Origin of the sequence: Actinoplanes sp. NPDC051346, assembly GCF_040682215.1 — a bacterium.
Classification (GTDB): domain Bacteria; phylum Actinomycetota; class Actinomycetes; order Mycobacteriales; family Micromonosporaceae; genus Actinoplanes.
This window is the reverse complement of sequence record NZ_JBFBAJ010000016.1, coordinates 89,714-114,655: the sequence shown is the minus strand read 5'-3', so window position 1 is coordinate 114,655 and position 24,942 is coordinate 89,714. Positions and strand designations below refer to the sequence as shown.

21 protein-coding genes are annotated in these 24,942 nt (G+C 71.6%); 14 read left to right on the top strand and 7 right to left on the bottom strand.

Features of this window, described 5'->3' with window-relative positions; genetic code table 11:
* The first annotated feature begins 25 nt into the window (after window positions 1–25).
* From AB0M36_RS32020 to AB0M36_RS31995, 6 genes are all read left to right on the top strand, one after another.
* Window positions 26–511: a phage tail protein gene (locus AB0M36_RS32020; RefSeq protein ID WP_364165212.1), complete on the top strand. Its 486-nt coding sequence runs from the start codon at window positions 26–28 to the stop codon at window positions 509–511.
* 140 nt (window positions 512–651) lie between these two features.
* The gene (locus tag AB0M36_RS32015) at window positions 652–1,644 is read left to right on the top strand and encodes a phage tail protein (protein ID WP_364165209.1); all 993 of its coding nucleotides are present in this window, start codon (window positions 652–654) and stop codon (window positions 1,642–1,644) included.
* A gap of 9 nt (window positions 1,645–1,653) precedes the next feature.
* A complete protein-coding gene (locus AB0M36_RS32010; RefSeq protein WP_364165206.1) occupies window positions 1,654–3,579 on the top strand; it encodes a phage baseplate assembly protein V in 1,926 nt (641 codons plus the stop codon).
* Window positions 3,580–3,587: 8 nt separating this feature from the next.
* Window positions 3,588–4,007, top strand: coding sequence for a GPW/gp25 family protein (locus AB0M36_RS32005; protein WP_364165204.1), 420 nt, complete (start codon window positions 3,588–3,590; stop codon window positions 4,005–4,007).
* A complete protein-coding gene (locus AB0M36_RS32000; protein WP_364165201.1) occupies window positions 4,007–5,947 on the top strand; it encodes a putative baseplate assembly protein in 1,941 nt (646 codons plus the stop codon). The genes AB0M36_RS32005 and AB0M36_RS32000 overlap by 1 nt, the downstream gene beginning before the upstream one ends.
* Complete coding sequence (locus AB0M36_RS31995; RefSeq protein ID WP_364165199.1) at window positions 5,947–6,489, top strand: phage tail protein; 543 nt, start codon at window positions 5,947–5,949, stop codon at window positions 6,487–6,489. Before AB0M36_RS32000 ends, AB0M36_RS31995 begins: the two co-directional genes overlap by 1 nt.
* Before the next feature lie 209 nt (window positions 6,490–6,698).
* On the opposite strand, the gene AB0M36_RS31990 is transcribed toward AB0M36_RS31995, so the two are convergent.
* Window positions 6,699–6,899, bottom strand: coding sequence for a hypothetical protein (locus AB0M36_RS31990; RefSeq protein ID WP_364165197.1), 201 nt, complete (start codon window positions 6,897–6,899; stop codon window positions 6,699–6,701).
* Between the two features lie 518 nt (window positions 6,900–7,417).
* Here AB0M36_RS31990 and AB0M36_RS31985 point away from each other — a divergent pair.
* The gene (locus AB0M36_RS31985; protein WP_364165194.1) at window positions 7,418–8,209 is read left to right on the top strand and encodes a zinc ribbon domain-containing protein; all 792 of its coding nucleotides are present in this window, start codon (window positions 7,418–7,420) and stop codon (window positions 8,207–8,209) included.
* A 1-nt stretch (window position 8,210) separates the two neighbouring features.
* On the opposite strand, the gene AB0M36_RS31980 is transcribed toward AB0M36_RS31985, so the two are convergent.
* Entirely contained in the window at window positions 8,211–11,735 is a 3,525-nt protein-coding gene (locus AB0M36_RS31980) for a BTAD domain-containing putative transcriptional regulator (RefSeq protein ID WP_364165191.1), read from the bottom strand.
* 541 nt (window positions 11,736–12,276) lie between these two features.
* Between AB0M36_RS31980 and AB0M36_RS31975 the strand changes: the two genes are divergently transcribed.
* Entirely contained in the window at window positions 12,277–12,807 is a 531-nt protein-coding gene (locus AB0M36_RS31975; protein ID WP_364165189.1) for a response regulator transcription factor, read from the top strand.
* A gap of 43 nt (window positions 12,808–12,850) precedes the next feature.
* On the opposite strand, the gene AB0M36_RS31970 is transcribed toward AB0M36_RS31975, so the two are convergent.
* The 5 genes from AB0M36_RS31970 to AB0M36_RS31950 form a co-directional block, all read right to left on the bottom strand.
* The gene (locus tag AB0M36_RS31970; RefSeq protein ID WP_364165186.1) at window positions 12,851–15,103 is read right to left on the bottom strand and encodes an MMPL family transporter; all 2,253 of its coding nucleotides are present in this window, start codon (window positions 15,101–15,103) and stop codon (window positions 12,851–12,853) included.
* Between the two features lie 132 nt (window positions 15,104–15,235).
* Window positions 15,236–15,880 carry a hypothetical protein gene (locus AB0M36_RS31965; RefSeq protein WP_364165184.1) on the bottom strand — a complete coding sequence of 215 codons (645 nt, stop codon included), beginning with the start codon at window positions 15,878–15,880 and terminating at the stop codon, window positions 15,236–15,238.
* Window positions 15,881–15,935: 55 nt separating this feature from the next.
* The gene (locus tag AB0M36_RS31960) at window positions 15,936–17,516 is read right to left on the bottom strand and encodes a methyl-accepting chemotaxis protein (protein WP_364165182.1); all 1,581 of its coding nucleotides are present in this window, start codon (window positions 17,514–17,516) and stop codon (window positions 15,936–15,938) included.
* An 83-nt stretch (window positions 17,517–17,599) separates the two neighbouring features.
* On the bottom strand, window positions 17,600–18,373 hold the full coding sequence (locus AB0M36_RS31955; RefSeq protein WP_364165180.1) for a type II CAAX endopeptidase family protein: 774 nt from the start codon (window positions 18,371–18,373) through the stop codon (window positions 17,600–17,602).
* Window positions 18,370–18,945, bottom strand: coding sequence for a DNA mismatch repair protein MutL (locus AB0M36_RS31950; protein WP_364165178.1), 576 nt, complete (start codon window positions 18,943–18,945; stop codon window positions 18,370–18,372). The genes AB0M36_RS31955 and AB0M36_RS31950 overlap by 4 nt, the downstream gene beginning before the upstream one ends.
* Window positions 18,946–18,981: 36 nt before the next feature.
* On the opposite strand from AB0M36_RS31950, the gene AB0M36_RS31945 reads away from it, so the two are divergent.
* The 6 genes from AB0M36_RS31945 to AB0M36_RS31920 all read left to right on the top strand — a co-directional run bounded on the left by AB0M36_RS31945 (window position 18,982) and on the right by AB0M36_RS31920 (window position 24,842).
* On the top strand, window positions 18,982–19,668 hold the full coding sequence (locus tag AB0M36_RS31945) for a response regulator transcription factor (protein ID WP_364165175.1): 687 nt from the start codon (window positions 18,982–18,984) through the stop codon (window positions 19,666–19,668).
* Window positions 19,665–20,936 (top strand): HAMP domain-containing sensor histidine kinase, encoded by a 1,272-nt coding sequence (locus tag AB0M36_RS31940; protein WP_364165172.1) that lies wholly within the window; start codon window positions 19,665–19,667, stop codon window positions 20,934–20,936. Before AB0M36_RS31945 ends, AB0M36_RS31940 begins: the two co-directional genes overlap by 4 nt.
* 89 nt (window positions 20,937–21,025) lie before the next feature.
* Window positions 21,026–21,802 carry a lytic polysaccharide monooxygenase gene (locus AB0M36_RS31935; RefSeq protein ID WP_364165170.1) on the top strand — a complete coding sequence of 259 codons (777 nt, stop codon included), beginning with the start codon at window positions 21,026–21,028 and terminating at the stop codon, window positions 21,800–21,802.
* A gap of 74 nt (window positions 21,803–21,876) precedes the next feature.
* Window positions 21,877–22,380 (top strand): DUF305 domain-containing protein, encoded by a 504-nt coding sequence (locus AB0M36_RS31930; protein WP_364165295.1) that lies wholly within the window; start codon window positions 21,877–21,879, stop codon window positions 22,378–22,380.
* Between the two features lie 77 nt (window positions 22,381–22,457).
* The gene (locus AB0M36_RS31925) at window positions 22,458–23,453 is read left to right on the top strand and encodes a methyl-accepting chemotaxis protein (protein WP_364165167.1); all 996 of its coding nucleotides are present in this window, start codon (window positions 22,458–22,460) and stop codon (window positions 23,451–23,453) included.
* Between the two features lie 141 nt (window positions 23,454–23,594).
* Window positions 23,595–24,842 carry an MFS transporter gene (locus AB0M36_RS31920; RefSeq protein WP_364165164.1) on the top strand — a complete coding sequence of 416 codons (1,248 nt, stop codon included), beginning with the start codon at window positions 23,595–23,597 and terminating at the stop codon, window positions 24,840–24,842.
* The last annotated feature ends 100 nt before the right edge of the window (window positions 24,843–24,942 follow it).

Sequence of the window (24,942 nt, the reverse complement as noted above, 5' to 3'; positions counted from 1 at the left end):
GCGCGAGGAGACAGGAGGGCGAACGATGGCAGGCGGTCTCTCCACCGCGGCCCGGTTCATGGGCGGCTTTCTCGAGATCACCGGGGTCAGTCACCGGTACCTCGTGGTGATCGACGACGAGAAGTACAACCTGGGCTCCTGGTCGCGGGTTTCCGGGCTCTCGGTGAACTGGAAGGTCTGCGAGTATCGCGTTGGCGAGAGCAACGAGGTCTTCTCCTACGTGGGCGACCCGTCGTACAGCCGGATCAAGCTCAGCCGGGCCGTCTGCTTCGACTCCCAGGTCGTGCAGGAATGGCTCTGTCAGCAGGTCGAGGAGTACCGACCGCTGAGCGGAACCATTCAGCTCGTCGACGGCCTGGGACTGAAGATCGTCGGCTGGGACCTGAAGCATTTCTTTCCCGTCGGATGGTCCATTTCGGAGCTCGATCCGAGCCGGTCCACGGTCGCCGTGGAGACCCTGGAGCTGGCGCATACCGGCTTCCTCCACGACGACATGAAGTTCTCCCTCTGATGGCGGCCATCTCCGCGGGCACCCTGGGCGGAATGCTGGGCGACCCGAGCCAGACCGCGCAGGGTCTCGCCTCCGGTGGGCTGCTTCAACTGTTCCGCAGCGGGCCGGGGGTCAAGCACACCCTCAAGCTCGGTCTCGCCATGCGCTTCGAGGTGACCATCGACGACGTGAAGATCGGTCTCTGGCGGTCGTGTCGGGGATTGCGTGCGGACTTCAAGCCTGACGTGGTGCGGGTGACCGGGGATTACGTCGGCCAGTATTACCTGCCCGGCGTGGTGAGCTACGCGCCGATCGTGCTGGAGCGGGCCGTACACAAGGAGACCTCCCAGCAGTTGCAGCAGTGGCTGATGGGGGTGCTGGAGTCCTGGAAGGACGGCACCGGCGACGCCAAGCGGAGCACCGCCCGGATCACCGTTCTCGATGCCGACAACGAAGAGGCCGGGAGCTGGCTGCTCTATGGCGTTCGACCGTCCTCCTGGAGCGGTCCGGACCTCAGCGCGGATTCGAACCAGGTCGCGGTGGAGCGGCTGGAGCTGGTGCATGAGGGCTTTTTCGAGCTGCCGACCAAGGCGAACACGGCCTCGCTCGCATCGAAGGACAACAAGCAGAACAAGGTCACCTTCTCCTACAACCCCTCCAAGATGGGCATCTCCCGTTCGACGCGGTCGGCCCAGATGATCGGGGAAAAGGGCGTGGAGTTCGCCTCGGACACCGCGCTGCGGGTGAAGGCCGGGGAAGTGCTCCTGGTGGGTGCCGGCGTGGCTCAGGACGTACAGAAGCTGATTGAATTTTCCGGACCGCCGGTGTCCGATGCGACACGGCAGGCCGGCGAAGACATTCTGTTGCCCCCGCTGACGTTCAACTGGGGGGAACTCTCCATGGCCGTCAACCTGAGCCGGCTTGACGTCAATCTCACCCGCTTTGCCGCCGACGGCATGCCGATCCGGGCGCTGGCGGCCCTCGACCTGATGGTCATCGGCGGCGAGATCTTTCCGAAGAGTACGGCGGCGCGACCGCGGGCCCGCCAGGTGCACACCGACCCGGCGGAGTGGAAGAGGCGGGCCAAGGGCGACGGGATCGACGACCCGATGCGCGCACAGGCCCGGGGCGCCTCCGCCGGGACGCGGCGGTAGGGGGCCGGGATGAGCGGGAAGGACATGCGGCACCTGCTGTGGAGAACGGCGACACGGCGGGCCCGGATCACCATCGGTTCCGGCGGCCGGGCGTTGTCCGCCGAGGCGGCCGAACGCCTGGTCCGGGTGGTGGTGGACACCCGGGCGTCCGTGCCGGACATGTTCGAGCTGACGTTCGCCGACGTGGGTGGGGACATGCCCGCACTGGCCGGCCTGGAGCTCGGCGCGGCCGTGCAGGTCTTCGGGCCCACGACCCAGGACAGCTCCGCCAAGCTTCGGCTGATCAGCGGCGAGGTCACCGCCATCGAGGGGCAGTTCGTGGACTACACCGCATACGTGGTGGTGCGCGGCTACACCCATGACCACCGGCTGCACCGGATCCGGCGGACCCGCACCTTCCCGAAGCACACGGACTCCGACATCGCCCGCGAGGTGGCGACCACGGCCGGGTTGAAGATCGGCACGATCGAGAAGGCCGGCGGCGAGTTGCCCCCTCTGTCCCAGGTCAACCAGACCGACTGGGAATTCCTCACCGCCCGGGCACAGGAGATCGGCTTCGAGGTCGGCGCCGATGGGGAGAAGTTCTACTTCCGTCGCGCGGCCACCGTCCGGAGTGCAGGTCAGCCCCTGCCGCTGACGTTCCGCGGCAACCTGCGCCGCTTCCTGCCCCGGATCAGCGCTGGCAACCTCGCACCCGAGGTGGAGGTGCGCGCCTGGGATCCGGTGGCGGCGACCGTCGTGGCGAGCCATACCTCGACCACCGCGGACGCGGTCAAGCTGGCCGGCCAGACCCCGGCCGCCGTCGCGAAGACCTTCGTGGCCAGGCCTGGTCCACAGCCGAAGCCGCCGCCCGCCGGGGGGAACGCGATCGGCAACGTCGGCCCAGCGCCAGAACCCCTCGCGCGGGCCCTCGTCGGACGCGGCGTGCCCGTGCCCGGCCGGGCCATCGGCGCAGTGGCGCAGCTGGCCGAGAGTCTCGCCGCCAGCGTGGGCGGCTCGTTCGCCGAGGCGGAAGGGGAGGCGCTCGGTGACGCCCGGCTGGTGGCCGGGCGGGCCGTCAAGGTCGACGGGGTGCCGAAGATGTTCGCGGGCACCTGGACCCTGAGCGCGGCCCGGCACGTCTTCGACGAGGCGGAGCAGGGCTACCGGACCGAGTTCACGGTCGGCGGTGCCCAGGACCGTTCGCTGCTGGGCCTCGTCGACGCCGGTGGCGCCGGCGTCGGCCCGGCCCGCATCGACGGGGTGGTCTGCGGGGTGGTGAGCAACGTCAACGACCCGGAAGGCCTGGGCCGGGTACGCCTCGCGCTGCCCTGGCTCACGCCGAAACACGAGACGGACTGGGCGCCGGTCGGTCAGCTCTTCGCCGGCCCGACCGGCGGGGCGTTCTTCCTGCCCGAGCCGGGCGACCAGGTGCTGGTCGCGTTCGAGTTCGGTGACGCGCGTCGTCCGTACGTGGTGGGCAGCCTGCCCAGCCAGCGAACCCGCTACGGACTGGACGGCCGGCAGGGCGGGTCGGTCAAGCCCGGGGCGGCCGGGGTGAAGTCGGTCGGCCAGACCGGCGAGGTGACCCGGCGCGGGCTGATCACGCCGTCCGGCAGTCGGCTGGTCTTCCACGACGAGGTGCCGGCGGGCGGGAAGGGCCGGCCCACCGCGGCGAACCTCGTGCTCGGCACCGAGCAGCTCTCTCTTGCCATGGACCAGGTGGCCGGCACGGTCACTCTGCGCTGCGCACCCGAACGGCCCGGAAAGCTGGTCATCGAGTGCACCGGGCAGACCGCCGTGGAGATCAAGGCGGGCCCGAGCGGCAGCCTCACCCTCGACGGCGGCACCAGCTTGAAACTCAAGGCCAAGACGGTCGACATCGACGGTACGCAGGTCACCATCAGCGGCACCGCGGCGACCGCCATCAAGGGCAAACCCATCCAGCTCAACTAAGGAGTGCCATGCAGGCCGACGTCATCGGCACCGGGTGTGCCTTTCCCCTGCGCGTACAGTCCAACGGCCGGCTCGCCATGATCAGCGGAACGGCCCTGCTGGAGCAGACCATGTGCCTGATCCTGGCGACCTATCCGGGGGAGCGGCCGATGCGGCCGGAGTTCGGCTCCCGGCTGCGGGACTTCGTCTTCGAACCGACCAGCGGCCGGACCCGGCAGGCGGCGGCGGTGGAGGTGCGCTCGGCGCTGGAGCGCTGGGAGACCAGGGCCGAGATCGACGACGTCGCCGTCACCGAGGACCCGGACCGTGACGGGCTGCTGCACATCGACATCCGTTATCGGGTACGCGGCGCCGATGACCAGGGAAACCTCCAGCTCAGCCTGCAGACGCTGGCCGGTGACCGGGCCGTGGCCGGGGTGCTCGGCTGATGGCTCTGCCCGCCCCCGACCTTGACGACCGGAGCTTCGACGACCTGGTCGGCGACGCCCGGCGGTTGATCGCCGACCGCTGTCCGGAGTGGACCGATCTGCACCCGGCCGATCCGGGCGTCACCCTCATCGAGACCTTCGCGTCGATGACCGACCAGCTCATCTATCGGCTGAACCGGGTGCCGGACCGGCTCTACGTCAAATTCCTGGAGCTGATCGGGGTGCGCCTCGTGCCGCCCACGGCGGCCCGGACCGCGCTGACCTTCTGGCTGTCGACCCCGGCCCGGGCCACCCAGCTCATCCCTGCGGGCACCCGGGCGGTGACCGTCGGCGACAGCGAGGAGCCGTTGGTCTTCGCCACCCTGGCCGACCTGATGGTGCCCCCCTGCGCCCTGTCCCACCTGCGGGTACGTACCGCCGACGGGATCACCGACCAGCTCGGCTCCCTGGAACGCGGTGGCCCGGTGGCCGCCTTCTCCGCCGTGCCGCAACCCGGCGACGAACTGCTGGTCGGCCTCGACCGGGCCGTCGGCGGCTGCGCGGTCCGGCTGGAATTCGAGGGCCGGGTGGACGGGGTCGGCGTCAACCCGCGGCATCCGCCGCTGCGGTGGGAGGCGGGCGGCCCCGCCGGGTGGCTCGCCTGCGAGGTTGGCCTCGACGAGACCAGTGCGCTGAACCGCTCCGGGGCGATGGTGCTGCACGTGCCCGAGGGACATCAGACCACCCTGGTCGACGGCGTCCTCGCCGGATGGCTGCGGGCCCGGGTGATCACACCGGACGAGGGCCAGCCCGGATACAGCTCCTCGCCGCAGATCCTCGGCCTGGCCGCCAACACCGTAGGCGGCACCACCGCCGCGGTGCACGCCGACCTGGTCGACGAGGAGGAGCTCGGCGACTCGGAGGGTGTGCCCGGACAGCGCTTCGCCCTGTCCCGGGCGCCGGTGCTGGTCGGACTCGGCGACCCGGTGCTGGAGGTCAGCTCCGAGGACGGCTGGGAGCAGTGGTCGCCGGTCACCCACTTCGCCGAGAGCGGCCCGGAGGACACCCATTTCCTGCTCGACGGGGTCGCCGGCGAGGTCGTGCTCGGCCCGGCCGTCCGGCAATCCGACGGTACGCTGCGCCGTTACGGCGCGGCTCCGGCCCGGGGGCGGCGGCTGCGGTTGCGTCGGTACGCCGTCGGCGGCGGAGCCAGGGGCAACGTCGGCGCCGGGGCGGTCAGCGCCCTGCGTACGTCGATCCCGTTCGTGGCCGGAGTGGAGAACCTGAGGCCGGCCACCGGCGGGGTGGACGGCGAGACCCTCGACGAGGCCCGCCGCCGGGGACCGCTGACCCTGCGCAGCCGCGGCAGGGCGGTGACCGCCGAGGACCACGAGGTGCTCGCCCGCGAGGCCGCTCCCGAGCTGGCCCGGGTCCGCTGCGTCGCCGGCACCGCGGACGGCCCGCCGGTGGCCCGGATCATGGTGGTGCCGGCGGCCCCCACCGAGGACGGCCGGCTGCGGTTGGAGGATCTGGTCCCGGCCGAGACGAGCCTGGCCCGGGTGGCCGCACGGCTGGACGAGACGAGGCTGATCGGCACCCGGGTGGTCGTCGGACCGCCGCGCTACCGGGGCGTGACGGTGGTGGCCCGGGTGGTCGCCCGGTCCCGGGTCCGGGTCGACCGGGTCCGCCAGGAGGGCCTGGCCGCCCTGTACGGCTTCCTCAGCCCGCTCGCCGGCGGTGGGCCGGACGGGCGGGGCTGGCCGTTCGGGCGGCCGGTGCAGGCGGGCGAACTGTTCGCCGTGGTGCAACGGGTGCGCGGCGTGGAGCTGGTGGAGGACCTGCGGCTCTTCAGCGCCAACCCGGTGACCGGCGAGCGGGGCGCCGAAGCCGTCCGGATCGACCTGGAGCCGGACAGCCTCGTCTTCTCCTTCGACCACCAGCTGCGGGTGGAGGAGCACTGATGCGAGGCCTGGCCGACGTGCCGATGCCGTATCCGATCGCCGGTTTTCTGCCCGCGCCCTTGCAGGAAGACGACCTGCTGGTGCGCTGGACGCAGGGTCTCGACGAGGTCGTGGCCCCGGTGGTGTCCACGCTGGACTGCCTCGACGCGTACCTGGATCCGTGGCTGGCGCCACCGGACTTTCTGCTCTGGCTCGGGGAGTGGGTGGGTGCGCACCTGGACGAGAACTGGCCGCTGGAACGGCAGCGGGCGATGGTGGCCGGCGCGGCCGACGCCCATCGGCTGCGCGGCACGACCGCCGGTCTGCGCCGGGTGCTCGAGCTGGCCACCGGCGGCGAGGTGGAGATCGACGACTCCACGGACGTGTCCTGGTCGACCCGGCCGACGTCACTCGAATCCGGCCCGGCGGTGGTGCACGTGCGGGTCCGGGTGGCGGAGCCCGGGCGGATGTCCCCGCACGCCCTCGAGGCGCTGACCCGCTCGGTCGTGCCGCCCCACGTGACGACGACCCTGGAGGTGTTTGGTCTTGATCATTTGTCGTGAGTGCGGAAACCACAACGGCGACCCGGATACCTTCTGTGGTTCCTGCGGCAGCTTCCTGGAGTGGACCGGGGAGAAGACCACGCCGAAGATCGCGGAGGTGCCCGCGGCGGAGGCGGCGCCGGACCCGCGGCCACGATCCGGCCTGTTCCAACGCCTCGTCAGTGTCATGGCGCCCTCCTCGGGCGGCGCAACGGCCGACGACGCCCCGGTCAGCTTGGGGGGTTCCGGCGGCCCTCCCGGAAGTGGCCGTCCGGGTCCGCCCGGTGCACCGGCCCGTCCGGGTCCGCCTGGCGTGCCGCCCCGTCCGGGTCCACCTGGCGCGGCGGGGCGTCCGGGTCCGCCTGGCGTGCCGGCCCGTCCGGGTCCGCCTGGCGTGCCGGCCCGTCCGGGTCTGCCCGGGGCTGGCGCACCGGGGAGCCTGCCTGGGAATCGGCCCCCGCCGCCGGGCGCACCTCCCGGGTTGTCCGCCGCGTCCGGCCCCGGAGCTTCGGCCGGTGCGGCCGTGGCCGCGCCCCCGGGTCGCGTGCCGCCCCCGCCCCCGCCGCCCCGGCCGGGAGCGGCATCGACGCGTGCACCCGCGTCGCCCGGGGCGCCGCCGACGCGTCCGGCTCCACCCGCGCCGCCTGCCCGCTCGGGTGCCGTGCCCGCAGGTGCGCCGCCGGCGCGTCCGGGTGCCGTGTCCGCAGGTGCGCCGCCGGCGCGTCCGGGTGCCGTGCCTGCGGCTCTGCCGAAGCCCACCCCGTCCTCGCCCGCCGGGCCCGGGACGCCGCGGCGCGAGGTGTTGGCCGCGCCGCGTACCAGTCCCTTGGTCGCGCCGGACCGGGCCGCCACCAGAGCCTCAGCCGCGACGACAGGACCCGACGAGGTTGTCCCACAGGCGATACGACCCCGGCCGGTCACCGCCGGCCGCCGGCCACCCAGTCGCCGGTTGCAGCCGGGCGACCTGATCTGCGGCGGGTGCGGCGAGGGCAATCCGCCCACCCGCCGATTCTGCAGCCGGTGTGGCGATTCCCTGAGCGCCGCCGAAGTCGCCCGCCGGCGCTGGTGGCAGCGGCTGCTGCCACGCCGCGGCCCCAAGGTGACCGATGCGGGCACCAGGCCCGGGACCAGGGGCGGCGGCGCCTCCGGCGGATTCTTCGGCGTACTGCAGACCATCTATCGCCGGTCGAACGCGGTCGCCGCGGTGTTGCTCTTCGCGATCGGCATCGCATATCTGGTCTATCCGCCGCTGCGCCTACGGGTGAACGACGCGGTCGCCGGGCCGGTGACCCATGCGCGGGACTGGGTGGACCGGAAGATCAATCCGCGCTTCGTGGCGGTCCGGCCGGTGGAGGTGATCGGTGGCGCCTCGGTCCGGGGTCACGGGTCGGACCTCGCCGTCGACCAGTACCGCAACACGCACTGGCAGGTGCGTTGGGCTAAGGAGCGGCCCTTCATCACCCTGCGCTTCGGCGGCAAGGTGGATCTCAAGCGGCTCATCGTCACCGCCGGCACGGCCGAGAAGTTCACCGAACACCATCGGCCGGCCAAGCTGCACCTGGTCTACTCGACGAACCAGTCCGACACACTGACCATCGAGGACACCGGGGACCCGCAGACCCTGACGCTGGACGCGGCGGAGGGCGTGACGAGCGTGCAGATCGAGATCACGGACGTGTTCCGGGCCCAGAAGGGCACCGACGTGGCGGTCAGCGAGTTCGAATTCTTCGCCCAGGAGTGAGTCACGGGCTGATCGGGGGTCGGACGCCGGCGCGGGGCCGGCGGAGGTTCGCCGGCCGCTCGGCCGTGTCCCGGCCGAGCGCCGGGCCGGCACCGGCGGCCCCGCCGACCTCGGCCAGCAGCCGTAGGGCGCGGATCCGGCCGAACTGGTGACCGGTTTCCCGATGGATCGCCAGTGCCTCGCCGGCCGTGCGTGCCGCGGCCTCCGGATCGGTGCCGCGCAGGGCTTCGGCCGTGGCCACCAGCGCGTGCCCCTCCCACACCCGGTAGCCGACGGTTCGGGCGATCGCTCGGGCCTGCCCGGCCAGGGTGAGGGCCTGCGCCGGATCGTGGCGGCACTGGGCCTCGGCCAGCCCGATCAGGGAGATCGCCTCGTCGCGGCGGTTCCCGGCGGCGCGGGCGAGGTCGAGCGCGTGCCGATGCTGCCGGGCCGCGGCGTCGTCGTCGCCCTGTCGCAGGTGGATGGTGCCGCGCATGTTGCGGGCGGCGGCCTGCTGGGCGGAATCATGGACCTGCTCGGCCAGGGCCAGCGCGAGGGTGGTCAGCTCGGCCGCCTTGTCCAGGTCTCCATCGTGGACGTGCAGCGCCGCCAGCCGCCGGAAGCTTTCCATCTCGGTCGGGCGGTGGTTGGACTGCCGGCTGATCTCCAGGGCCTCGTGCAGGCTGCGCCGGGCCAGCTCGTGCCGTCCCAGGGCGTGCTGGATCTCGCCCAGGTTGGTCAGGATGATGCCGCTGCTCATCCGCATCCCGGTGCTGCGGGTCAGCGCCAGACCATGGGTGAGAACCGCGTCGGCCTCGCGCAGGCGCCCCATCTCGCGATAGATCACTCCGAGGTTGCACAGGCTGGTGCTGAGGCAGACGGGTGTGTCGAGCCGCTGCTGGATGTTCGCGGCCCGCCGGGTCATGCGCGCTCCCTCGGCCAGCCGACCGGCCTTCAGGTGCACCAGGCCGCAGGTGCCGTACCCGGCGGCCTCGCCCTCGGGCCACCGGGCCCGGACCGCCGCGTCGATCATCTCGGTGCCGTGTGCGAGCGCCGCTTCGTACTCGCTGCGGCGCAGGTGCAGGCTGGCCAGCCCGAGGCGTCCCGCGGCCTCGCCCGCGTGGTCGCCGGCGAGCTGGGCGGCGCGCAGCGCGGTGGTCGCGGCCGCGTACCCGTCGCTGTCCGGTCGGAAGTGGTAATAGCCGCGCAGCGCGTCCGAAATCCGCCAGGCCGCGGGGTCGGCGCCGTGGTCGGCGGCGTGCGCGACGACCCGGACCAGGTTGGTGTGTTCGGCCTCCAGCCAGGCCAGCGCTTCGGTGGCGGAGGAGAACGGGGTCGATGCGGGGACATCGTCGGTGGGCGGCAGCCGCACCATGTGCGGGTAGATGGCGGCCGCGGCCGCCGCGGTGCGCGCCTGGCACCACAGGTAGAGGCGGCGGGTCGCCGCGTGCAGCTCCGCCGGCAAATCCTCCACTGTGGCCCGCTCGACGGCGTAGATGCGCAGCAGGTCGTGGAAGGTGTAACGGGCGGTCCCGAGTTGCTGGAGCAGGTGCGCGGCGGCGAGCCGGTCCAGCCCGCCGGCGGCCGTCGTCTCGTCGATGCCGACGAGTGCCGCCGCGGCGGGCACGGTGAGATCCGCCCACGGCGCAGGCCCCAACAGTCGGAAGAGTCGCCGGGTCGAGGGGGTCAGTGCGGCGTACGACAGATCGAATTCCGCGCGTACGGCGGACTGGTCGTCCCCCTCGACGCGCAGGCCGGTGAGCTGGTTTCCGGCGGTCAGCCGGGCCGTGTGCGACCGGATCGGCCGGCCGGGATGGTCGATCAGGTTGGCGGCCGCGATCCGCAGGGCCAGCGGCAGCCGCGCGCACACCTCGGCCAGTTCGGCGATCTCGGTGGATTCTTTCGCGACCCGGTCGGTGGGGATGATGCGGGTCAGCAGCGTGCTCGCCTCGACCTCGGTCAGCACGTCCAGATCGATCCGGCGGGCGCCGTCGACCGCGATCAGCCCGCTGAGCCGGTCCCGGCTGGTGATCATCGCCAGGCAGCCCGGCGTGCCCGGCAACAGCGGGCGCACCTGCTCGGCCGTGGCGGCGTTGTCCAGGACCACCAGCATGCGGCGGCCGTCCAGCATCGTACGGAACAGCGCGGCGGCCTGTTCCGGATCGACCGGCACCTGTTCGGCCGGCACGCCGAGGGCGCGCAGAAATCCGGCGAGGGCCTCTCCCGCCCGGACCGGGCTGGAGGTCGAGTAACCCCGCAGGTTGATGTACAGCTGGCCGTCGGGAAAGCGACGCCGGGCCCGGTGGGCCCAGTGCACGGCCAGGGCGGTCTTGCCGACGCCGGCCATGCCGGTGACGATGATGATCGGGCCGCTGGTCACGTCCGCCTCGGCCAGCATCGCGTCGAGCAGGTCCAGTTGGCCGGCCCGGCCGGTGAAGTACGCGACGTTGGCGGGAAGCTGCGCCGGCGGCCGGTGTTCGAGAACCCGGGGCGCCGGTGCCGGCATGCCCCGAAGCACGGCCGCCTCCCCGCCGATGACCAGCGACGGACCGCCGGCACGCGGGGTGGCGCCGGGCAGGTCCTGGCGCAGGATCCGCAGGTGCGCCTCGCGCAGCTCCACGCCGGGTTCCACGCCGAGTTGGTCGGCGAGCCGGTCGCGCAGCCGTTGATACAGCGTCAGCGCCTGAGCCTGCTGCCCGCACGCGGCGAGCGCCAGCATCAGCCGGCCATGCAGCTGCTCGTGCAGGGGTTCATGGCCGGCTACCGCGTGCAGTTCGCGGACCGCGCGGTCGGGAAAGCCCAGGTCGGCGGCGAGGCCGGCGTAGCTGACGGCGGTGGCTATCCGGCGCCGGTTCAGGGCGGCCGCGGTCGGGTGCTGGGCCAGGGCCGGTGCCAGATCGGCCAGGACCGGACCGCGCCAGAGGGCGAGGGCTTCCGCCAGCCGCTCGAGGGTCGCCAGGTCGCCGCCGGCGCCGCCCTCGGCGTGCTCGATCAGGGCGATGGAACGGGTCAGGTCCAGCTGCTCGGGGTCTATCCGCAACCGGTACCCGCCGCCGACGTGCGCGATGGTCGTGACGTCACCGTCGGCCCGGGCCAGCACCCGGCGGAGCCGGGCCACATGGGTGTGCACGAGGTTGTGGCAGCTGTCGGGCGGGTTGTGGCCCCAGAGCACGTCCACGATCTCGCGCCGGGACACGATCCCTCCCGGATGCAGGGCGAGCAGCCCGAGCAGCATCCGTTGGCGGCCCGAGCCGAGCGCGACCGGTTCCGCTCCGAACCGGATGCTCAGCGGCCCGAGGATGTCGATGCGCAGTGCGGGCTCCGCGGGGGTGACGCGGGGCTGTTCCGCGGTCGGCGTTTCCCAGCCGGGCAGGCCGAGCGCCTCGGCGATGCGCCGCAGCGATTCGGCGCGGGGGCTGCGGACCCGGCCCTGCTCGATGTCGCGGACCGCCCGGACGCTGATGCCCGCCCGCTGCGCCAGTTGCTCCTGCGTCAGCCCGGCACGCAGCCGGCAAAGTCGGATCTCACCGCCGTGGTCGGCCAACACCGGACTCCCGTCAAAGGCTAGGCGATCAACCCGCCGTTGCCGCCAGCACATACTGCCGGCGCCGCCGGAGGGAGATCATGATCTTCGATGCCGGATCGCCGGGTCGCGGCGGGGGAGCATCCGCGTGCCGGGTTCTGCCGGTATCTGCCGGTGCCCTTGCTCGATCGCCATGCCTTGGCGACACATTAGAGGAGGTCAACGCGGCTATTCAAGTTATGTTCATCGATATTCGACCGTCCAGTTGACCTCCAGTCCGTCAGCCGATGTGATCCGTACCATAGTGCGATGGGCCGGTCGCCACCCTTCCGCCGGACCATCCAGTGTGGTGGGACAACCGCCACGTTCGTCAGGGATCCACCCGGGCTCCATCAGCCTCCCGGGGCCCGTCGACGCCACCACGTGAGCCCTCGCTCAGCACGATACGTTCAGTAGCTAAGGAACCGCCATGATGGGACGCGCGCAGGCCTACATCAGTACCGCTGATCCGATCTCCACGGCCGGCATAACCGCGGCACTTCGCGGCCGAAATGACATAGCGGTGGTGGCAGAGGCGATGATCACCGCCGAGACCGTCGGCGTGGTGGCCGCCGCCACGCTGGACGACACCACCCTCGACGCCCTCAAGGCCGTTCGCCGGTTGGGCTGCCGCCGATTCGTGCTGATCGCCGAGGTCGAATCGGACGCGGCCCTGATACCCGCCGTCGAGCTCGGCGTGCGGGCGCTCGCCTCCCGCGCCGAGGCGACCGGCCACCGGCTGGCGCAGCTCGTCGTCAGCACCGCCTCGGGCGGCGCGGCGATGCCCCCGGAGGTGCTGGGGCGACTGGTGAAACAGGTGACCCGGTTGCAGCAACGGGTGCTCACGCCGCGAGGCATCGACGCGAACGGGCTGTCGGCGCGGGAGAGCGAAATTCTCCGGCTCGTCGCGGACGGGATGGACACCCGGGAGGTGGCGACCCGGCTGAGCTACTCGGAGCGGACCGTCAAGAACGTGCTGCACGACATCACCAGCCGGTTTCAGCTGCGTAATCGCACGCACGCGGTCGCGTACGCGGTGCGCGAAGGGCTGATCTGAACCGGCCGGGACCCGACGGGTCCCGGCCGGCTCGTTGTCGCGATTACTTGGCGCCGATCAGTTCCGGCGCCGTCTCGTCGTCCGCCTCCACATCGGTGCGGGCGGCCGGACCGTCCGCGGCGTGCCTGCCCCGTCGGAGGAGCAGGCGCGGCGCCCACCAGTTCGCCGGGCCGAGCAGCGTCATCAGTGCCGGCAGCACGACCGCCCGGATGAGGGTCGCGTCCAACAGGATCGCCGCCGCCAGGCCCACGCCGAGCTGCTTCATGTCGATCGTGGACAGCGTGGCGAAGATCGAGAAGACCGCGACCATCACGATGGCGGCGCTGGTCACCACGCCCGCCGAGCCGGTGATGCCCTCGGCGACCGCCTCGCGGTTCGGCACGCCCCGCAGAACCGCCTCGCGGATCCGGCTCACCACGAAGACGTGGTAGTCCATCGACAGCCCGAACAGCACCACGAACAGGAACAGTGGCAGCCAGGTCACGATGGCGCCCATCGACGTGAAGTCCAGGATGCCCTCGGCCCAGGTCTTCTGGAAGACCAGGACCAGCAGTCCGTACGCCGCGCCGGCCGACAGCAGGTTCAGCACGATCGAGGTCAGGGCCACCACCACCGAGCGGAACGTCCACGCCATCACGAGGAACGTCAGCAGCAGGACGAAGCCGACGACCAGGGGCAGCTTGTCCCACACATGGGCGGCGAAGTCCTCGTTCTCCGCGACGTCGCCGCCGACCGCGTACGAGACGTCGCCGCTCAGAGCGCCCAGCGCCGCCGGGACCAGGTCGTCGCGGAGCCGGTGCAGCGAGTCCATCGCCTCGTCGCTGTGGGTGTTGAAGGGCGTGGCCAGGGACAACACTGTCACGCGTCCGTCCGGGGAGACCTCGATGTCCGGGCCGTCCTGCTCCGCCGCGGCGAACAGCCGGTCGCCGTTGGCGCTCGCCGCCAGCCGCGTCATGGCGGCCTTGACCGTCGCGGCCTGGTCGGCCGGCGCCTGCACGGCCACGAAGTGCTGGGTGCCGTTGCTCGGGTACGCCGCCGTCAGCCGGTCGTAAGCCTGCATGGCGGGCGTCGTACGCGGAAGGTCCTCGGTGCCCGGGAGCTTGAGCTGCATCCCCAGCGCGGGGGCGGCCAACGCGAGCAGCACGCCGACGCTGACCACCAGGGTCGGCAGCGGGAAGCGCAGGGCGGGGCGCAGTGCCACCGACCAGAAGCGGCTCGGCTTGACAGAGCCGTCGGCGGCGGTGCGCCGCTCGGCGAGACGCCACAGCAGCGGCACCCGCGGCCGGTCCACCCAGCGGCCCAGCTTGGCGAGCAGGGCCGGCAGGACGGTCAGCGACCCGATCACCGTGACGGCGACGACGAGGATGGAGCCCACGGCCAGTGAGGAGAAGGTGGCGTCGTTCGCCAGGAACAGCCCGGCCATGGCGATGATGACCGCCATGCCGGAGACCACGACCGCGTGTCCGGAGGTCTCGGCGGCGATCTCCACGGCGTCGAGATGATTGCGACCCTTGGCGCGTTCCTCACGCTCGCGGCGGATGTAGAAGAGCGAGTAGTCGATGCCGACCGCCATGCCGATCAGCAGGATGACGCTGGAGGTGGCTTCGTCGGACGGCACCAGGTGCGACGCCAGCGTCGACAAGCCGATCGCGGCGGCCACCGACGACAGGGCCAGCAGCACGGGGATGCCGGCGGCGATGAGCGCGCCGAACGCGATGATCAGGATCACCAGGGTCACCGGCAGGCTGAGCAACTCGGCCCGCTCGAAGTCCTTGCCGAGCGTGTCGTCGAGAGCCTGGCCGATCGACGGGCCGCCGACCTGCTCGACCCGCAGGCCCGGATATTGCTCCTGAACCTTCGCGGTGGCGGCGCGCAACGGTTCCACCCGGTCGGAGGCTGTGCCGGGGTCGCCGGTCATCGTGATCGGCACCAGCAGCGCGGAGCCGTCGCGAGCGGGAAGGGCCTCGCCGACGCTCGCCACCCCGGGCACGGCGCGGAGCTGGGTCGCGGCGGCCTTGGCCGCGTCGCCGGCGGCTCGTTGGTCGAGGGCGCCGGAGCGCGCGGTGATGAGCACGTTGTCGACGGCGGGCTCGTCGGCGAACCTGCCCTCCTCGACGATGACACCGGCCCGCCCGGATTCGCCGACGGCCTGGTCCTTCGCCGTGGGTTCCTGCAGGCCGGCGGCGCTTCCGCCGAAGAAGCACACCGCGACGAACACCATCCAGATCGCCACCGCGCGCCAGGGATGCTCCGCGCTCCATCGTGCTAGTCGGACTGTAACCGGTCGCCTGCTCATGCTGCTCTCCCCGCTCGATTCCTGGGTCACAGCTGAAACTAGGCAGTGTGGTGGCTGGGAACATCGGGGTTCGACCCGCGATCGCCCCGGAGCCGCCGACCCTGAGACGTCTCAGGGATCATGGGTGAAGGGTTACAGGAGCAGGCTGCCGAACACGGCCGTGACCGTGCGATACAGGTGGCGGGCGTGCTGCTGATGGACCTCGGGCAGATAGTGGCATCCCCGGCCGACGTACGCGTATCCGTCGGTGTCCACGGCGCCGATCGTCTCGTCCGCGCGCCGGATCACGTACAGCAGATGCTCGCGGGCCCGCTCGGCCGCCAGCGGGAACCGGGCGTAGAAGTCGTCCCGGCTGCTCGGGATCAGCGACGGGTCGCGGACCTCCCAGGGCCTTCTGTCGTTGGCCGTGATCCCGGTCAGCGCCGCCACCGCGCGGTACACCAGCGTGCGGGGCGTCGTGTCCGGCGGGCTGTCCGGCGATGTCAGGGCGCAGGCGCTCTCCGCCTGCTCGACGAGCCCTTCCGGCTGCTCGGTGAACAACCTGTCGATCGGCCACGGGTTCGCGCCGGTGCGAGGGAACCACAGGGTTCCGGACCGGTTGATGCTCACGTACGGCTGCCGATCGACGGCCGCGGCGGCGTCGTGCAGGTCGAGACAGTCGTCCGCACCCTCACGGGGATGCGTCTCCAGCAGCATGAGGTCCGGATGGCGCCGGGCGAGCAGGGCGGCGAACCACCACGACTGCGCGTGCACCAGCGCGGGCCGGAAGTTGGTCATCGCACGCCCCTCCGGGAGCCGGCAAATCGCCCCTTTCGGTCAGGCTAACGGGACGTCAGCCCTCCCGTACGGTGAACTGGCCCGCCACCTCACGCAGGTCGGACGCCGTGGCCGTCAGCTGCTGCACCGACTGGGCGGCGGTCGTGGTGGCGGCCGCCATCCGCTCGGTGGAGCCCCGGTTCGCGCCCGCGAACGAGCCGACGGCCTCCAGCGCCGAGTGCAGTTCCGCGGTGCCGCCGGCGATGCGCTCGAAGGCACCCCGCGCCTCGGCGTCGACCACGGTGACCGCCTCCGCGCTGGTCTGTTGGATCTCGGCGACCAGCGCCGCGATCGTCTTGGCGGCCTCGCCGCTCTCCTCCGCCAGGTTGCGCACCTCGTTCGCGACGACGGCGAACCCGGCGCCGTGGGCGCCGGCGCGGGCCGCCTCGATCGAGGCGTTCAGCGCCAGCAGGTTCGTCTGGCCGGCGATGCGGGTGATGGCGTCGACGATGCCGCCGATGCGGGCGGCCTTGTCGTCCAGGTCACGCATGACCCGCGTCAGGTTGGTGACCGTGTCGACGCCCTCGTCGACGTAGCCGGACGTCTGCTGTGCCGCCTGCTGGGCCGCGCTGAGCAGCTCGACCTGACGTTCGGCGTTGTTCACCACCTCCTGCGCCGCCGCCCGGATGTCGTCGGACGAGCCGCCCAGCTCCGCGGAGGCCTGGTCGAGGTCGCCGACGGAACGGTGCACCTGGCGTACGGAGGTGTTCAGGCTGTCGATCATCTCGTTGAAGGCGTTGCCGAGCCGGTCGCCGGACGACGCCGGCGGGGCCGCGACCGCCAGATCCCCGGCCGCCATGCGCTGGGAGACCTCGGCCTTGGCGTTGAGGTAGGCGACCATGTCGTCGAACGCGGCGGCGACCTTGGCCACCTCGTCGTCGGCCTCGACCCGTACCCGCTGGTCGAGATCGCCCCGGGCGATGCCGCGGGCGGCGACGGCGACCTGCTCGAGCCCATCCTCGATGCGCCGCGTCAGCGTGCGCCGCACGATCAGCGACATGGCCACGGCCGCGACGAGCAGCACCGCGAGGGCCGCGAAGGCGATGATCGCCTGGCGGTCCGCGTCCTTGCTGGAGGCCGCCGACTCGGTGGTCTGCTGATCGCGCAGCGCTCCGAGGTTCTCCTTGAGGCCGTCCCAGTGCTCGTCGCCCGGGCCGGCGTCGAAGGTGTCGCGGGCCTCCTGTTCCCTGCCGAGGTCGGCGAGCCCGATCTCGGCGGCGGTGACCTTGATGTATTCCGTCCAGTGCGCCTCGTAGCGGTCGAGGGCGGCGCGGGTGTCGTCACTCGTCGACAGCGCGCGGAACTCCGCGATGAGGGCCTTGACGTCGGCGTCCTCCTCCGCCATCCCGTCGAGGGTGTCCTTGCGCGTCTCCTCGTCGTCGAGGGGCAGGGCCAGGTACTCCCACTGCTCCTTGCGGTACTTGTTCATCAGGCCGTCGATCTCGCCGGTGATGCGCATCGCGGGCATGCCCGTCTTGGCCAGATCGCCCACCCGGCTGGTCGCCTGGAGGAGGAAGGCCGCGGAAACGACCGCCGAGACCACCAGCAACACGATGATGACGTTGAAGCCGGTACGCAGGGCCCGGGCGATGGTCATCTGGGACAGAACGGTCCGCACACGCTTGAGCAATGCCACGTCGTACAGATCGACACGGCCCGGAAAAAATTGAGCGGCAGGCCTCAGAGCCAGTCGAGCCAGTCCTTGGGCAGCAGCGTGTAACCGACGAAGGCCGCGATGTCGAGCAGGCCGTGCGCCACGATCAGCGGCATCACCCGGCCCCGGCGCAGGAAGTACAGCGAGAAGACCACGCCCATCACCGCGTTGCCGACGAACGCCCCGAAGCCCTGATAGAGGTGGTACGACCCGCGCAGAACCGCGCTGGTCCCCACGATCCACCACACGCGCCAGCCGAAGGCGCGCAGTCGGGTCATCAGGTAGCCGACGACGATCACCTCCTCGAGGATCGCGTTCTGCAGAGCGGCCATGATCAACACCGGCACCGCCCACCAGACCGGATTCAGTGCCGCCGGGATGATCTGCGCGTTCAGCCCGAGCTGGGCCGCCGCGAAGACCAGCAGCAGGCCGGGGAGGCCGATGCAGGCGGCAAGGGCGGTGCCCCACCCGAGGTCGGCGCCCGGCCGGCGCCCGTCGAGGCCGAGCGTGCGGACCGGCGACAACCGGTCCCGGTGCAGCAGATACAGCGCCAGCACGACCGGCACCAGCGCGAAGAAGATCCCGAGCAATTGGTACGTGAGATCGAGGTACGGCCGCGGCGACTGCGACGGATTGAGCGTGGCGGTCTGCTGCGACAGCGGTTTCCCGGCGGTGAGCTTCGCGACGAGGGACACGACCGAGTACACGGCCGACTGGCCCAGCGAGAGCAGCAGGACGACGCCGACCTCGAAGCCGAGCTCGCGCCGGGTCGCGGGGGGCCGATCAACAATTACCGTCACGAGCCGATCTCACTCACTTCCGCGAAGGGCTCGTCGTCCTTCCAGACCACGTGCACGATGAAGCTGTGATTGACCTCGTTGAAGTAGACCGCGAGGTTGTCCGGCGAGTTCTGCACGGTCGCCACCGCGAAGCCGTCGCTCGGCGTCGCCGTGACCAGCTTGACGACCCCGTCCGACGCGCGGACCACGGCCTGGCCGCCCTCAACCCGGAAGGAACGTAGGAACGTACGGTCATCGCCGTCGGTGGTGACCGTCCAACCGTCCTTGTTCGTGGTGGTCGTGGTGGTCTTGGCCGGCGGCGGGGGCGTGGAGCTCCTGGTCGGTGCCGGCGTCGCCGTGCGTGACGGGCTGGGGCCGGCGGAAGGCGACGTGGGCGCGGCGGTCGTCGGCGCGGGCGAAGCGGGCGGCGAAAACTCGCCCGAGTCACGGAGCTGATCGACCGAAACCAGCGCGCTTTCGTCCGCGGTCGCCGTGCGCAGCACCGGCAACATCGCCACCGAGGCCAGCGCCACGCTGGTCAGCGTGGCCGCGCACCAGCCGAGCAGCGGGAGCAAGCGCCGGGGAGATCGCACCCGGCCATAGTCTCACCTGCACCTATGGTGGTGCCCATGGCGTTGATCCTGCTCGTCGAGGACGATCGCAACATCACCGCGGCGCTGACCCGGGCGTTGACCGACGCGGGGCACGTCGTGCGCCCGGTCGGCCAGGCCACCGAGGCGCTGAAGATCCTCACCGAGGAGCAGCCCGAGCTGGTGATTCTCGACCTCGGGCTGCCCGACATCGACGGCACCGACGCGCTGCGGATGATGCGGATGGTCTCCCAGGTGCCGGTCATCGTCGCCACCGCCCGGCGCGCTGAGTCCGACATCATCGCCCTGCTCAGCGCCGGGGCCGACGACTACGTGACGAAGCCGTTCTCCAGCGGGCACATCCTGGCTCGCATCGCCGCCGTGCTCCGGCGTACCCGGGCCGCGGTCGACACCGCACCCAGCGTGATCACCGTCGGGGAGCTGGAGATCAATCCCCGGCAGCGGCGGGCCGAACTGCGCGGCGAGCCGCTGCAGCTGACCCGCCGGGAGTTCGACGTGCTCACCTACCTGGCCGAGCGGGTCGGGCAGGTGGTCAGCCGCCGCGAGCTGCTGACCGAGGTCTGGAACCAGTCGCGGATCGGCGAGGAGCAGACCATCGACGTGCACATCTCCTGGCTGCGGCGCAAGCTCGGGGAGACGGCGGCGGCGCCGCGCTTTCTGCACACCGTACGCGGGGTCGGCGTGATGATGGTCGATCCGCGGTGAGATGGGAGCTGAACCGGCTGGCGTTCGCCATCACCTCGATGGTGGCCCTGGCCTTTCTGGTGCCACTGATCTACGCCACCCAGAAGATCGCGCACGACCGGGCCATCGGCGACGCCCGGCAGCAGGCCGCGGCGATCGTGGCGGCCCTGGCTGTCGACGCCGACCCGCGGTCGCTGACCAACGCGGTCGTCAGCACGGTGGCCGGGAGCACCGGACGGCTCGCGGTGCACCTGCCCGACATCGCCCCGGTCGGCACGCCCCACGCGACCGGCGACGAGATCGCCCAGGCCGGCCAGTACCGGCGCCCGGTGACCGCGGACGTGCCGGGCGGGATCGTCTATCTGCAGCCCAGTGTGCTCAGCGACGGCCGGGCGGTGGTCATCGAGGTCTTCGTCCCGGACGAGGACATGACCGAAGGGGTGTGGCCGGCGTGGCTGGCCCTCGGTGCGCTCGCCGTGGTGCTGGTCGCGGGTTCCGTGCTCTTCGCCGACCGGCTCGCCGGCCGCCTGGTCCGGGCCACCCGTGAGCTGGCCGGATCCAGCCGCCGCCTCGGCGCCGGCGACCTGGCCGTGCGGGTGGAGCCGTCCGGGCCGCCCGAGCTGCGCGACGCGGCCACCGCGTTCAACGGGATGGCCGCCGAACTGCGCAACCTGCTCGACGCCGAGCGCGAGCTTGCCGCCGACCTGTCGCACCGGCTACGGACCCCGCTGACCGCGCTGCGGCTGGACGCGGAGACGATGCCGCCCGGCCCGGTCGCCGAACGGATGCGGCAGGCCTGCGACATGCTCGACGAGGAACTCGAGGCGATCATCGCGGGCGCCCGCCTCGGCGTCGAGGCCCGCGGCAAACAGCAGTCCGACCTGGTGGAGGTGCTCGCCGACCGGTTGGCGTTCTGGTCCGCGCTCGCCGAGGACCAGGACCGGCCGTGGGAGGTCGTCGGCGGAGCCCACCCCGTGCCCGTGCCGCTGCCGCGCAGCGAGCTGATCCTGGCCGTGGACTCGCTGCTCGGCAACGTCTTCGCGCACACGCCCGAGGGGGTCGCGTTCCGGGTGACGGTGTCGCCGGCGGGGCTGCTCGTCGACGACGCCGGGCCGGGCATCGCCGACCCGGAGGCCGCCGTGCGGCGAGGCGTGAGCGGCGCCGGCTCCACGGGCCTCGGGCTGGACATCGTGCGGCGGGTGGCCGAGGCCGCGGGTGGCCGGCTGCAGGTCTCGCGGGGGCCGCTGGGCGGAGCACGGATCGGAATGCTCCTGCCGCCGCCTTCATGAGCCTTTCTGGCGCCTTTAAGGCTCCGTTATGGAACGCGTCGTTACGGTCCCCGCCGTAATCAACGAAACGACACGTGGGGAGCCCAAACATGCGTAGGTCCATCGCTTATCCGCTGGTGGCACTGGGAGCAGTGGGGTCGACGCTGGCCGTAACCTCGCCGGCGCTCGCGCACGGATATGTCTCCACGCCGCCCAGCCGCCAGGCGCTGTGCGCCACGGGCGCGGTGAAGGACTGTGGGCAGATCCAGTTCGAGCCGCAGAGCGTCGAAGGGCCCAAGGGGCTGCGTTCCTGCGACGGTGGGGTCGCGCAGTTCTCCGTACTCGCCGACGAGAGCCGCAACTGGCCGGCCAAGGCCGTGGGCAACACCGTCAGCTTCACGTGGGTGATGACGGCTCGCCACCGCACCAGCAACTGGGAGTATTTCGTCGGTGGCAAGAAGGTCGCCACCGTCGACGGGGGCAACCAGCAGCCGGACGCGGTGGTGACGCACAACGTCGACCTCAGTGCCTTCCGGGGCCGCCAGACGGTCCTCGCCGTCTGGAACATCGGCGACACCGCGAACGCCTTCTACAACTGCGTCGACCTGAACGTGGGCGGCGGTTCGTCGGACACGCCGAAGCCCACCCCCACGACACCGCCGACGACGGCGCCGGTCACCACCCCTCCGACCACGGCTCCAACGACCGGCGCTCCGACGGGCGCTCCGGCGGGCGGTGCCAAGGGCAGTTGGGAGGCCGGCGTGGCATACCGGACGGGCGACGAGGTGACGTTCGAGGGCAAGAAGTACAAGTGCCGGCAGTCACACTCCTCGATCCGCAGCTGGGAGCCGTCGGTCTTCACCCTCGCCCTCTGGCTGCCGCTGTGAAGCGCCTCGTCGTAGCCCTGTCCGCGGCGGTGCTGCTGAGTGCGTGCGGCACCGCCCCGGACACCCCGGCGCGGGTGACCACCGACGCCAAGGCGGCGGTCAAGGCGGAGGGCAAGCACAACGACACCGACGTCATGTACCTGCAGATGATGGTGGCGCACCATGAGCAGGGCCTCGAGATGGTCCGCCTCGCGGAGAAGGCCGCGAAGCGCGACGACATCAAGATCCTTGCCCAGGCGATCGACGCCACCCAGTCGGACGAGGTAGCGATGATGAAGTCCTGGCTGTCCGACTGGCGGGCGCCGGCCGAGGTCGACCACGCGCCCAGCGCGCACGCCGACCACGGCGGCCTGCCGGCCACCAGCGACAAGGAGATCGCGGCGCTGCGAAAGGCGAAGGGCGAGGCGTTCGAGTCGGCGTTCCTCAACCTGTTCGTCGCGCACCAGCACAACGCCGTCGAGATGGCCCAGCTGGAGCGTGCCGACGGCGAGAACGCCGAGGCCAAGGCCTTCGCGGACCGGGTACGGGACAGCCGCACCGACCAGATCAAGCAGATGCTCACCCTGATGAACGCCTGAGGAGTTCAAGGCTTTCTCAAGGAGGCGCCCGACGTGCCGATCAAAGGGGCCAGTCGGAAACTTTCGGGGGAGCAGTCATGGATGTTGTTGGCATCGTCGCCGCGCTCGTAGGAATTGTCGTCGGATTCTTGGTCGGTCGCCGCCGGCGCCCCGACCCCATGGTCGAGGTGATCGAGAAGGCGGCGGCCGGCGATCTCACCGTACGCGTGGACGAGAAGGGCCGGACCCCCGCCGGCGAGAACCTGAACCGCCTGCTCGACCGCTTCTCCGAGGTCGTCCGCCTCTCGAACGACACCACCACCAAGGTGACCGGCGCGACCGAGCAGCTCGGCAAGCTGGTCTCCGAGATGTCCTCCGGCGCACAGGGCTCGGTGGCGGCGTCCGCCGAGGTCCTGCACGCGTCGCAGGAGGTCTCGGAGTACATCGCCACGCTGGCTGCCGGCGCCCAGCAGATGGGTGCGAGCATCCAGGAGATCTCCCGCAGCGCCACCGAGGCGGTGAACGTCGCGAACGACGCGATGGAGGCCTCCTCCGACGCCAGCCGCACGATGACCAAGCTGGGCGACTCGTCCACGCAGATCGGCGACGTGGTCCGGGTCATCACGGCGATCGCGGAGCAGACCAACCTGCTGGCGCTCAACGCCACCATCGAGGCGGCCCGGGCCGGCGAGATGGGCAAGGGCTTCGCCGTGGTCGCCAGCGAGGTCAAGGACCTCGCCCAGGAGACCGCCAAGGCCACCGACTCGATCACCACCCAGGTCGGCACGATCCAGGCCGACACCAGCGGCGTGGTCGACTCGATCACCCAGATCGGCGAGGTCATCGGCAAGGTCAACGGCTACCAGACCACGATCGCGTCCGCGGTCGAGGAGCAGCACGCGACGGCCGAGCAGATGACCCGCAGCATCTCCGCGGCGGGCGCCCAGGCCGCCCAGATCGCCGCGACGATGACCCGCGTCAACGAGACCCGGGAGCACGCCAAGTACGCCGTCGACCAGGCCGACGAGATCAACCGCGAGCTGCGTACGGCCGGCGGCGAGCTGGCGACCGCGCTGCGCTCGCTCAAGGTGTGAACAGCAACCGTCCCGGTTGCGGTTGAGGTGTTACGGATCGATCCCTCGAAGCAGATCCGAAGCGGTTCCCGATAGGGCGAGTGGCGCCGAGATGCGGCGCCACTCGTCTTTTCGTTTGGGGGTGCCGCCACCGTGGCTCCGATGTTCGCACCGCTCCGAGAGCGCAACTACCGGCTCTGGGCCGCGGCCGACCTGGTATCGGTGGCCGGCACGTGGATGCAGGTGCTGGGGCTCAACTGGGTGATCCTCTCGGCGACCGGCTCGGCCGCCACCATGGGCGTCGTCGTGATGCTGCAGGCACTGCCCGTCCTGCTGCTGGGAAGCTGGGGCGGCGCCCTCGCCGACCGCCTCCCGGCCCGGCCCGCCCTGATCGTGTTCCAGGCCGTGCGGGCCCTGCTCGCCCTGGCCCTCGTGATCGAGCCTGGTCAGCTCTGGCCCATCTACGCGGTGGCGCTCGCCTCCGGCGTGATCGGCTCGGTCGAGGGCCCGTGCCTCGGCCGCTTCGGCTCGGCCCTCGTGCCGCCGTCGGCGCTGGGCTCGGCGCTGGCCCTCGGCTCGGTGCTCAGCTCGGCGGGCCGCATCCTCGGCATGTCCCTCGGCGGCGTCCTCGTCGGCCTCACCGGCGCGGCCTCACTCTTCGCGATCAACGCCGCCACCTATGTGGCGGTCATCGTCGCGCTTGCATTCATGCGTACGGGATCGATGCGCACGCTCGCCGCATCCGCCCCGGGCGAGGTCGGCGTCCGCGCCGGCCTGCGCTACCTGGCCCGGCAGCCGATCGTGCTGGTGATCCTGGCGCTGTCCTTCGTCCTGGGCTCCCTCGGCCGCAACTACCAGGTCACGATGGCCGCGATGGTGGCCGGCCCGCTGCACGGCGGCTCGGCGTCCTACGGCCTGCTGTCCACGGTCTTCGCGGTGGGCGCGGTGGCCGGCGGCCTCCTGCTCGCCGGCAGCGGCCGCTCCACGCTGCGCGTCCTGCTCGCCTCCGGCCTGATGATCAGCCTGCTCCAGCTCTGCGCCGGACTCTCCCCCAACACCCTCGGCTTCGCCGCCCTGATCCTCCCGATCGCCGCCGGCGCGGTCGTCTTCGACACGGTGATCTCCACACGCGTCCAACTCGACACCCGCGAGGACATGCGCGGCCGAATGCTCGCAAACCTCGGCGTCGTCTCCTCCCTCTCCGGCATCGTCGGCGCGCCGACAATCGGATGGCTGTGCGACACCCTGGGAGCCCGCGGCGCACTGGTCCTGGCCGGAGTGATCACCTCGGCGGCGGCTGTGGGTGGCGGTTATGCGCTCGCCCGCCTCAAGGGGCGCTCGGTGTCGGTGCGGACGCTCACCGAGTTTGTGCCCGTGCTGGGACGCCGTGTCGCCGAACGGCCGGCCTAACCGGCACAGTCGCCGAGAAGCCCCGAATGCGACTGCGCCAGCCTCACAGGTCGTTCGCGAGATAGGTGGCCATCGAACTAGCTGCGCGTTCGTGCCCGGC